General features: G+C 48.4%; 8 protein-coding genes and 1 tRNA gene. 6 read left to right on the top strand and 3 right to left on the bottom strand.

Going from position 1 to position 10,319, the window contains the following annotated elements; genetic code table 11:
• From AB1690_05065 to AB1690_05055, 3 genes are all read left to right on the top strand, one after another.
• Positions 1-489: sugar ABC transporter permease (locus AB1690_05065; protein MEW6014671.1), on the top strand; the 489-nt coding region annotated here is incomplete at its 5' end.
• Between the two features lie 5 nt (positions 490-494).
• On the top strand, positions 495-1,289 hold the full coding sequence (locus AB1690_05060; GenBank protein MEW6014670.1) for a carbohydrate ABC transporter permease: 795 nt from the start codon (positions 495-497) through the stop codon (positions 1,287-1,289).
• A gap of 93 nt (positions 1,290-1,382) precedes the next feature.
• A complete protein-coding gene (locus AB1690_05055; protein MEW6014669.1) occupies positions 1,383-1,976 on the top strand; it encodes an OmpA family protein in 594 nt (197 codons plus the stop codon).
• Positions 1,977-2,050: 74 nt separating this feature from the next.
• On the opposite strand, the gene AB1690_05050 is transcribed toward AB1690_05055, so the two are convergent.
• The 3 genes from AB1690_05050 to tyrS are packed head-to-tail and all read right to left on the bottom strand — an operon-like array spanning position 2,051 to position 6,601.
• On the bottom strand, positions 2,051-3,736 hold the full coding sequence (locus AB1690_05050) for an Ig-like domain-containing protein (GenBank protein ID MEW6014668.1): 1,686 nt from the start codon (positions 3,734-3,736) through the stop codon (positions 2,051-2,053).
• A complete protein-coding gene (locus tag AB1690_05045) occupies positions 3,736-5,334 on the bottom strand; it encodes a tetratricopeptide repeat protein (GenBank protein ID MEW6014667.1) in 1,599 nt (532 codons plus the stop codon). The genes AB1690_05050 and AB1690_05045 overlap by 1 nt, the downstream gene beginning before the upstream one ends.
• 40 nt (positions 5,335-5,374) lie before the next feature.
• Positions 5,375-6,601: a tyrosine--tRNA ligase gene (gene tyrS, locus AB1690_05040; protein ID MEW6014666.1), complete on the bottom strand. Its 1,227-nt coding sequence runs from the start codon at positions 6,599-6,601 to the stop codon at positions 5,375-5,377.
• Positions 6,602-6,800: 199 nt separating this feature from the next.
• Here tyrS and AB1690_05035 point away from each other — a divergent pair, with 199 nt between their 5' ends.
• The 3 genes from AB1690_05035 (at position 6,801) to AB1690_05025 (ending at position 10,155) form a co-directional block, all read left to right on the top strand.
• A complete protein-coding gene (locus AB1690_05035) occupies positions 6,801-8,951 on the top strand; it encodes a PBP1A family penicillin-binding protein (protein ID MEW6014665.1) in 2,151 nt (716 codons plus the stop codon).
• An 80-nt stretch (positions 8,952-9,031) separates the two neighbouring features.
• Positions 9,032-9,115 (top strand) — tRNA-Leu (locus tag AB1690_05030).
• Positions 9,116-9,405: 290 nt separating this feature from the next.
• Positions 9,406-10,155: an excisionase family DNA-binding protein gene (locus AB1690_05025; GenBank protein MEW6014664.1), complete on the top strand. Its 750-nt coding sequence runs from the start codon at positions 9,406-9,408 to the stop codon at positions 10,153-10,155.
• The last annotated feature ends 164 nt before the right edge of the window (positions 10,156-10,319 follow it).

Below are 10,319 nucleotides of genomic sequence, written 5' to 3'. Positions count from 1 at the left end.
TCGCGCGACGGTTACCTCTTCCTGCTGGCTAAGATGCTAGGGATGCATCCTCCTGAAAACGGCTTTCTTCTTTCCAGCAGGACCGCTCTGCTTTCGATAATGGCAATGGATGTCTGGATGTCGGTCGGATATTACATGTTGATTTTTCTTGCCGGATTGAAGGCGATACCGGAGGAATTGTACGAAGCGGCATCGGTAGCCGGCGCCAGCGGCCGTCAGAAATTTCTGCATATAACACTCCCGTTGCTCAATCCGGTTACCATCTTCATTATTGTCATAAACAGCATAAAATCTTTCCAGGTTTTTACTGAGATTTATGTAATGACCAAGGGAAAATATGGCACCTCCAGCGCCGTTTACTTTATTTATGAATCCGGATTGAACCGTTTTGAATTCGGTTATGCTTCCGCTGCCGCATATCTTCTTTTCATCATCATAGCCTTGTTCTCCATCCTGCAGATAGTGTTGATGCGAAGGAGATACTATTGAGAGCCGTGCGACTTATCATACTTACTCTGCTGTTGGGATTAATGACATTTCCGCTATTCTGGATGTTTCGTGTCTCTCTGATGCCGCCTGGCGCGGGATTATCCCTGAAAAACTTGCTTTCCCCGGCTTTGTCGCTTCTTCCCTATCAGGATATTCTCACCTCGGGCAGAATGGCGCTATTTTTTTTCAATTCTGTCCTGGTCGGCGTTATCGTTACCGCTGCCAATATACTTTTCTGTTTCCTGTCAGGATATGCCTTCGCCCGTCATCCGTTCCCGGGACGCAAATTCTGGTTTTACACGGTCCTGTTTGTCCTGATGATACCCTCCCACATCGTTATTGTACCGCTGTATATCATGCTAAACAAACTGGGAATGTACGATACCTATTGGGCGCTGATTCTTCCCTTCGCCGTTAATCCGATCGGGATTTTTCTGGTGCGGCAGTACCTGGAAACGTTGCCGGCGTCAATGGAAGAAGCGGCGCGCATAGACGGGGCATCGGAATTGCAGATAATTTTCAAAGTCGTGATGCCCCTCTGCAAACCGGCTTTGGCAGTGCTGGCGATTCAGGTCTTTTTGACCAACTGGAATTCTTTCTTATTTCCCCTCATATTGACCAGTTCCGAATCGGTGCGGACGCTTCCGGTAGCGCTGGCTCTATATCAGGGTCATCAAGCGATTGACTGGCAGCATCTAATGGCCGGCTCTTCTCTGGCGGTAATTCCGGTTCTTGCGGTATTTATAGTTTTTCAGCGGCAGATTGTCTCCGGGATAACCGCCGGCGCCGTGCGCCAATAATTCTGCTTTTTAATCTTGACACATTGCGATAAATGCCGTTATTTTGGCGACTGAAAACCGAGGTGAAAGATTAAGATTCTATCAGGAGGATATATGGTTGGAAAAATTTTAGTCTCATTTCTACTCTCAGCGTTGCTTTTGCTGGCAGGATGCGCCAGTAAGGGGTATGTGGACAAAAAAATGGCTGAGATGCAGGCTCAGGTTAGTACCGACGTGAGCAGTATCAAGGCTCAGACCGACAGCAATAGTGATGAAATCAAAAGAATTCAGGCCCTGACTACTGAGTTATCCGGCAAAACCGATATGGCATTGAATAAAGCCAAAGGGTTTGAGGATTATCAGGTGATTTGGGAAGGGATGGTAAATTTCGATTACGACAGTCACGAACTAACGCAGATAGCTCAGGATAACCTGGATGCGCTGGGACAGAAGATGGCTGACAATCCGCGCTCTATACTTGAAATCGCCGGACATACTGACCGCACCGGCTCCGCCAAGTACAATTTTCAGCTGGGGCTTCGTCGCTCCGAATCCGTTAAGACTTTCCTGGCTGATAAATATGGGGTGGCGCTCTACCGGATGTTCATAGTCAGCTTTGGCGAGAATAAGCCGATTGCCATGCCTGATGAAGCCAACACTAATGCTAAAAACCGCAGAGTCGTGCTGAAACTCTGGGGTCCGATGTAAGACTTTCGGCAGTCAAGAAACTGCTGTAAGGGTCGATTCCTGAATCGACCCTTTTTTATTTTTGTCAGAAAATCTCAACGAAACTGCATCTCAATGCCGGCCGTCTCAAAGCGAGCCCGCACCCTAACGGTGTCAGGGTAGGCTATGGATACTTCCGAGAATCGGAAAGGTCTCAGCGAGCCTGTATCAAACAGGTCATTATTATTTTCATCCAGGAACGCCGTGAGAAGATATTTGCCCGGAGGAAGCTGATAATTAAAGTCGCCCGGCGTTAACTGATATCGCCAGATTATGTTTTCGCCAGTGGAGTGGAAGCTGAGATAGATGCGGTTCGATTTCTCAGAAAAACCGCTATCCAGCGATATGTTGCCGGAGACGGCGCCGAGGGAGTCATCATCATAGGTGCGAAAAGTAAAAGTGATGGACGAATCGGCGGCTTTATTGCCAGCCAGGTCCAAAACCTCGGAGAGATTGACTTTGAGTTGGTAAATCTCGTCCCATTCCAGATGCGGCGAAAGTATAATCGCAAAGGGATAATCTGTGCGGAGTTCCGTCTTCACGATTGAGGAATCGCTCGCTTTGAAAACAGTAATGACGCTTTCATTTACTTTCCCCATATCAATCGGCTCGGAAAAGGTCAATTGAAGCAGACTGTCACTGGGAAAGACCAATTTGTTCCTATGTGAAAACTCCTCCAGCGCTGGCGACGTCATGTCCGGTTCAAGCCTTAATTCCAGGTGGGCGCTTTCCAGAACGGTAGAATCATGCAAAGATATATCTTTAAGTAGAAGTCTCATCTTATAAGCGGAATCGGTCAACCCTTTAAAGTAAAAATTGAAGGTTGCCGCCGAATCCTTGTCGCCAGCCCAAATGCCGTCGGCTTCCATAGTATCTCCGCGAGGCAATTCTAACAGGTATGCCCTAAGAGCATCTTCCGGCTTCTTTCCAAAGTGCAAGGGACGTGAAAGCCGCGCTTTAATCAATCTGTTTTCGGTCAATGTAATAGATTGAATATAGAAAGCGGAGGTGTCGGTTTTGACGAGAGCGAATTGCACCGCGGCAGTCAATGTGCCGGAGTCAACAGTAACGAAGCGGTTAGGGATGCCAAAAGGCTCATCGGGAAAATCGAAGTAAAGATTCTTGTTCTTATCCTGAAATGCGAAAGGAAAATATCTGCCGTCCGGAAGAAATTCTATGGAGAACGCGCCTTCATTGCCGGTTTGGGTGAGAAAAGGAGGAATTATTGAATCACCGTTAACAATTGAGGTAACCTGAGACGAATCGTAAACGGCAACGGTAACACCGGAAACCGGTTTGCCGTTCTGCAGTACCAAACCGCCTATTTTCCCCCGGTCAATGCTCTCCCCGGTAGAAAAAGCAAACTGATGCGATTTCTCCATGCGGTTGTTGCGCAAGTCGGCAAGTCCGGAGCCAATGTTGACGACATAAGTAGTATTGGGAGAAAAGTTGTGAGGCAATTTTATGAAAAGTTTCCGGTCCTGCCACTTGTATTTCAGTTTTCCCTCCATATGAGGTGAGATAAAGATGGCACCTTCCATGCTTTTAGGATTGACCTTCTCGGAAAATTCGACTGTTATTTCATTTCCCGAAGGGACAGCTACCGCTTCCGTCTGGGGATAGGTATTAAGAATCGAAGGACCTGTCTTATCGACCGGACCACCTGGCGGGGGTTCTATTTTGGCGCAGTGAAAAAAGAGCGTCAATACCGCCAGAGCGAACCATAAGCGCAATGACCGCATTATTCGCTCAGCTTCTTTCGGATTTGGTCATTATTACTGTCAAGCTCCAGCGCCTTCTGCCAGTATTTCCGGGCATTTTCGGTATCGCCCATTGCCTTGTAGGCATCGCCAAGGTGGTCAAAAACAACCGGGTCATCGGTAATAACCTCCGCGGCTCGTTTCAATTCTCGCACCGCTCCGGGATAGTCGCCGGACTTATATAGCACCCAGCCATAACTGTCGATATAGGCGCCATTGTCGGGCATGATTTCCAGTGCCTTCAATATTAACTGCCGGGCATAATCGAGCCTCTCCCCTCTTTCCGCCAGCATATATCCGAGATAATTGAGCGACTGACTATGATTTGGCTGAATCTCCAGAATCGACTGAAATGTCAGAACTGACCTCTCAAACAGGCGCTTTCTTTCCAGGGCGGAGCCAAGCATGAACATCATCCGCAAGGAATCATCAGTGCTGCGCATATATTTGAGCGAACTCTCATATGTGGCGATTTCCAGATCGAGCGAGTCCATTTGCTGGTAGGTCATCCCGAGATTGAGCCAGCCATCGGCAATCGAATCAGCCATTATGGTGACGCGGGCGAAATGAGACACTGCCCGGGGGAAATCGTTGCCAAGATAAGCAATCCTTCCGATATAGTAATGATTGACCGGATTTTCATCGCCGGATGCGATTAATTCCGCGAAGATAGAATCGGCCAGAGCCAGGCTGTCGGTGGTGAAATACAGGATAGCGAGTCGTCGGACAGCGTTGCGGTCTTGAGGAGCAAGCGCAATTACCGCCTTAGCGGTCGCGATAGCCTTATCAAACTCATTATCCTCTTGATAAAATCCAAGAAGACGATTCTGTATTAAAGCGTTGTTTGGGGATAACCGGGCGGCGGTCTCGAGGTATTGCTTGGCTTGAGCCCGGTCTTTTTCTTCTTCGCAGATTACGGAGAGGCCAAGATAAGAGCGTACATTTGCTTCGCTGGAATCCATACTTATCGAGAGCTGGTAATTCTCCTTTGCCCGGTCGATATTCCCCAGGCGCAGATGCAGATTGCCAATTTCTTGCAGAATTCTGGCGCTGGGATAATAAAATGCAATCTTTTCATACGCCCAGACCGCGGAATCGAGGATTTCCATCTGCTGGTAATATGCGGCAAGCATATTCAGTGCGGAGACATTGGTAGAATCGAGCCGGACTGTCTCAAGATATGCCGCCCTTGCCGAATCATGAAGGCCCAGTGACCGATAGGAATCGGCAATAAGCAACCAGGTTTCAGAGCCTTTAGGTTCAATCAATTCAGTTTCACCGAGAGCTTCCCGGTAATTCCCCAGCCTAAAGAGCGATATGGCGTAAGAATACTGCAGCAGCGGGGAATCGGGATAGTATTTGAGCGCCTCGGAGTACTGACGGCTGGCTAGCGGGATTTCACCCAGCAACTCCAGAATAGTGGCATTGGTAAAATGTGTGTATGCCTGGCGATTTATTATATCAGAGGGGGGCGCGACCTTCTCAACCGGGGCCTCATCTGTCATTTTCATGCCAGGTTTGCCGCAACCGGCCGCCATCAGCAAGCTGAGAAGAAGCGCGAAAATTACCAAAGCTTTCATATAATTATTATATGATGAGAGTCCGCAAAAGATGGCTCCGTCAAGTCCTCAAACGCAGGAATTTTCTCTTCCCGACTTTGATAAGCATCCCGTCACTTAGCGTAATCTCGTAATTGTCGTTGGGGACTTTTACCTGGTCCAGATAGACCCCGCCGCCGGCAATCAGCCTTCTGGCTTCGCTGTTGGAAGAGACTAATCCGGAGTCAGTCAAGAGTCGAACTACCCAGACCTTTCCGTTGTATTTCCGGCAGTCGTATTCCGGGATTTCATCCGGAAGCTCCTTGCGGGAGAAGACTTTCTCAAATTCTTCCCTTGCCACCTTGGCCGCTTCGGCGTTGTGGTACATCCGCACCAGAGACTCGCCCAGCAGCTTTTTGAGATTCATCGGATTTTCGACGTTGCTTTCCAGAGATTTTTTGACCCGGCTTAATTCGTCCTGGCTCAAATCGGTGGTCAGTTCGAAGTATGAATAAATCAGATTATCCGGTATCGACATTACTTTGCCAAAAATCTCTGACGCCGCTTCATCAATCCCGATATAGTTGCCCAGCGATTTCGACATGCGATTCTGGCCATCCAGCCCCACCAGCACCGGCAGAGTCAAAATCATCTGGGGACGGACGCCGTAATCAAGCTGGATTTCGCGCCCGGTCAAAAGATTGAACTTTTGTTCAGTGGCGCCTATTTCGACATCGGCTTTAATCGCAACGGAATCATATGCCTGCATAAGCGGATAAAACATTTCGTGAATAGAGATGGGGCTGCCGGAACGATAACGTTTTTCAAAGTCATCCCTCTCCAGCATCCGCGCCACAGTAAATTTGGATGCCAGTTCCATTATCTCTTTGAAGGACATCTTTGAAAACCATTCCCCGTTGTAATGCACTTCGGTCGCCGATTTATCCAGTATCTTGAAGAACTGTTTTTGATAAGTCTCGGCATTGGCGCGGATAGTTTCATATGATAACTGGGGACGGGTAGCGGAGCGACCGGAGGGGTCACCGACCAGCCCGGTATAATCTCCAATAATCAGAATTATCTTATGCCCCAGTTCCTGAAATTGCTTTAATTTACGGATGCCGACGGTATGCCCGATATGGATATCCGGCGCGGTGGGGTCGAAGCCTTGTTTAATTCTAAGGGGTACATTATCTTCTATCGATTTCTTAAGACGTTCCTTGAACTCCTCCTCCGGTATAATTTCCACCGCGCCACGGGAAATTAGCTCCCATTGCCTTGCCAGTTCTTTACTAATATCCTTATTCAATTCCTGCAAACCTCTTTCTCTTAGGCTCTTAATCCTGATTCCAGCCTTCTGCGACAATAATTAACGGTCACCTCAAACGCAACAGTAAAAAATTCTGTGAGGCATCTTTGTCCGTTAACATTGTATAACACATCAGATAAACCATAATTCGGCAGTTTTTTCTTGACTTGGAGTCGAAAAGGAGAGATTTATAAAGGATATGCCAAGAGAGATATTGAACCGCATAATCGCATTCGCCGGCCAGCGTAAGGCGCTATTGATACTGGCAGCTCTTACCGTGGTATTCTTGCTGATAGTCCTTTACCGAACTTATATGGTATATCAGAAAGACCTTCCCTCCTTTGAGAGTCTCCATAATATTGAGCCGTCACTAAAGACCAAAATCTATGCCTCCGATGGCACCCTGCTGCAGGAATACTTCAATGAGAATCGGGTCTTAACGCCGTACAACGAGATTCCGGAAATCATGGTCAATATGCTTCTGGCGGTTGAAGACCGCGACTTTTTCAATCACTGGGGTATAAATTTCCCGCGTCTGGTTAAGGCGCTCTTTATCAACGTAACGCAATGGCGGGTGGCTCAAGGTGCATCGACTATAACCCAGCAGCTGGCGCGCATGCTCTTTTTGAACCGCAAGAAGACAGTTGAGCGAAAAATCAAGGAAGCCCTTACCGCGATCAAACTGGAGCGGACCTATTCCAAAGAAGAGATACTCCAGATGTATCTTAACCAGTATTACTTTGGACGTGGCGCCTACGGCATCGCGGCGGCATCCCGCGCCTACTTTGACAAATCCGTTGATGAGCTGAATATCAATGACTGCGCCCTGCTGGTGGGTCTATTAAAAGCCCCCAGCCGCTACTCAATATTTGATTCCACAGAGCAGGCCGTGAGAATAAGGAATTCATCGCTCTATTCCTTCTATACCTGGGGAAAGATATCGCGCTCGGTATATGACTCCCTCAGAAATCTTCCTCTGGAAGTGAAAATGCCAAGCGAAGAAACGGGACGGGCGCCGTACTTTACGGAAATGGTGCGGCAGTATCTGCTCGATAAATACGGGGAAAGCCAGCTCTACTCCGGCGGACTCCGAGTGATTACGTCGCTGAACTGGGACCTGCAGGAAAAAGCGGAAATGGAGATGAAAAATAAGCTGAATGAAATGCAGGCATTTTACGAGCGAAACTACTCTAATAACCATCCCGCTTATACAATAGAAGTCCCCGACCCGGAATCGGGTTACCAGTCAACCAAGCGAATATACAAACAGATTCAAGGAGCGGCGGTTTCCATTGATAACGAAACCGGAAATATCTTAGTCCTGATAGGCGGCAAGGAGTTTGAGACGAGCAAATTCAACCGGGCGGTTCAAGGGCTGCGTCAGCCGGGGTCGGCATTCAAGCCCTTTGTATATACCGCCGCCATGGACAATGGATATCATCCCAGCGACATCTTCTATGACAATTCCATTGTCTTGAAAATACCGGGCGCCAAAGAGTGGCGGCCTCAAAACTTTGACAATGAATTTATGGGCGAGATGACTCTCCGTGACGGTTTGCGGCTCTCCCGAAATCTTATCGCCATTAAGTTACTACTTAAAGTCAGTCCAGAGCAGGCGATATTTTACGCCAACAGGATGGGTATCAACACTCCCCTTCAAGCGGTGCCCTCATTGGCAATCGGCACCAGCGAGGTGCGCCTGGTAGAATTGACATCTGCCTACTCAGTCTTTCCCAACCATGGGATTAAAGTCCCCTATCGATATATTTTGAAGGTGATTGACCGTTACGGAAACGTTTTGGAAGATAATTCCAATGCTCAAAAGGAAGAGGTCTTATCGGCGCAGACAGCGTATATAATGGTCAATATGATGCAGTCGGTAATTGAAAATGGCACCGGACGGGCGGCGCGCTGGCTGGGCTTTACCCGCCCTGCCGCAGGCAAGACCGGAACTTCGGATGCCTTCTGCGACAACTGGTTCATCGGTTTTACTCCGCAGATAACTACCGGCGTATGGGTCGGCTTTGATGACAAGACCTCTATCGGCAAGAATCAAACCGGCGGCGCCAATGCCCTGCCGGTCTGGACGGCCGTCATGAAAGCGGCACACGACACTCTGCCGATTGTCGATTTTGAAGTCCCGGAGGGGATTGTCTTCCTGGATGTCTGCCTTAATTCCGGAAAACTGGCGACAAATCGCTGCATTGAAGTGCGTCGGGAAGTGTTCAAAGCTTCCGATACTCCGAGCGAAACCTGCCCGGTTCATCCCTCCAAAGGGCTGTATGTAGGTCCCTCGGTCAAAGACAACTTCCTTATCCCCGAAGACAGCGCCGACATTTATCATTTTTGACAGCCGTTCATCCCCTTTCCATCTACGATGGTCAGTTAGGTCTTGACAGCAAATTCCGGGCGATATATTATTGACAAACTGCCGGAGTGGTGAAACTGGTAGACGCAGAGGACTCAAAATCCTCCGATGGCAACATCATGTCGGTTCGATTCCGACCTCCGGCATTTTCAATCGAGATAAAATCCACGCAAATCTCTAAATTAGCAGGGAAAGTACTAACGCCGATAGTCGCTCTCTGCATCTGGACAGTATAGCTTGATAATACCAGTCCTACGGAATCGTTCTGTTGCCCGATTTTTTTGCCGACTACCGGAGACTTCTCTTATAGAACAAAGCGGATAGTTTTGGTGGTATATATCAAAATATCTGCCTGGCGGGCGCAAATATCGATTGACAGACCGATTTATCTATTATTATATTGCAATAAATCAGAAAAGTCAGAATTTCCAGAAATATGTTGGAAAGACAATATTACACCACCTCCCAGGCCGCCAGACTGCTGGCAGTGTCTCCTGACACTGTCTTGCGATGGGTCCGGCAGGGGAAGATTTCATCATATAATACTCCTGGAGGGCATTCCCGTATTCCCCGGGAAGCGGTGGAACAGATGCTACACTCTCCGCAACAGCCTGTTTCTCGAACGGAGCCGCCCGTTCTCCCCTACCATTACTGCTGGGAGTTTTATGGCGACAAGGGAGAAATAAAGCCGGCCTGCCGGGAATGTGTGGTCTATCGCAGCCGCGCCCGTCGCTGCTATGAAATGCGGGATATCCCTGAGCAGTTTGGGCATCTTAAGCTGCACTGTCACTCCGACTGTAACGCCTGTGACTATTATGAGAAAGTGCGCGGACAGGGAACGTCGGTACTACTGGTCACCCGCAACCGTCACCTGCGGTACTCAATGCTCAGTGAAGCCAGGAAAGCCGATATTATTGTGCGGGGGGCATCGGACGAATACGAGTGTGCCACAATTCTGGATGAATTCAGGCCTGATTATATAGTTCTTGACGGCACTTTTGGCCGTAAGCGAATTCAGGATATCTGCCGCCATCTGAGCAGCGACAAGCGGATACCTTTTACCAAGATTATACTTACCTCGAGAGAAGATTTCAACAAAGACTGTTTTGAAGGCCGCATATTTTGCTGGATTGAAAAGCCTTTTACATTTGCCCAGCTGCGCTGCTGCCTGGGCCAGGCGGAGTAATCGTGATAAGGAGGATGCTGAGCAGATAACAAAGAGATTACATAAAAAATTGACCCGATGAATTCTGTTGACAAGCTGCTTCACCGGGTCAAAAACGGGTGAAGAATCCCTCCCGTGAAGAAGGGTCTCCGTCCCTGAAACTTAAAAATACTGCTTTACTTTGA

The sequence above is a fragment of the Candidatus Zixiibacteriota bacterium genome, from assembly GCA_040753495.1.
Classification (GTDB): Bacteria; Zixibacteria; MSB-5A5; order GN15; family PGXB01; genus DYGG01.
Note: the sequence above shows the minus strand (reverse complement) of the source record. Positions and strands in the feature narration are given on the sequence as shown.

What these genes read in the sequence shown, in the direction of transcription:
- AB1690_05025 (MEW6014664.1), top strand. Translation starts at nt 9,406, where the DNA reads ATGTTGGAAAGACAATATTACACCACCTCCCAGGCCGCCAGACTGCTG.
- AB1690_05050 (MEW6014668.1), bottom strand. Translation starts at nt 3,736, where the DNA reads ATGCGGTCATTGCGCTTATGGTTCGCTCTGGCGGTATTGACGCTCTTT.
- AB1690_05055 (MEW6014669.1), top strand. Translation starts at nt 1,383, where the DNA reads ATGGTTGGAAAAATTTTAGTCTCATTTCTACTCTCAGCGTTGCTTTTG.
- AB1690_05035 (MEW6014665.1), top strand. Translation starts at nt 6,801, where the DNA reads ATGCCAAGAGAGATATTGAACCGCATAATCGCATTCGCCGGCCAGCGT.
- AB1690_05045 (MEW6014667.1), bottom strand. Translation starts at nt 5,334, where the DNA reads ATGAAAGCTTTGGTAATTTTCGCGCTTCTTCTCAGCTTGCTGATGGCG.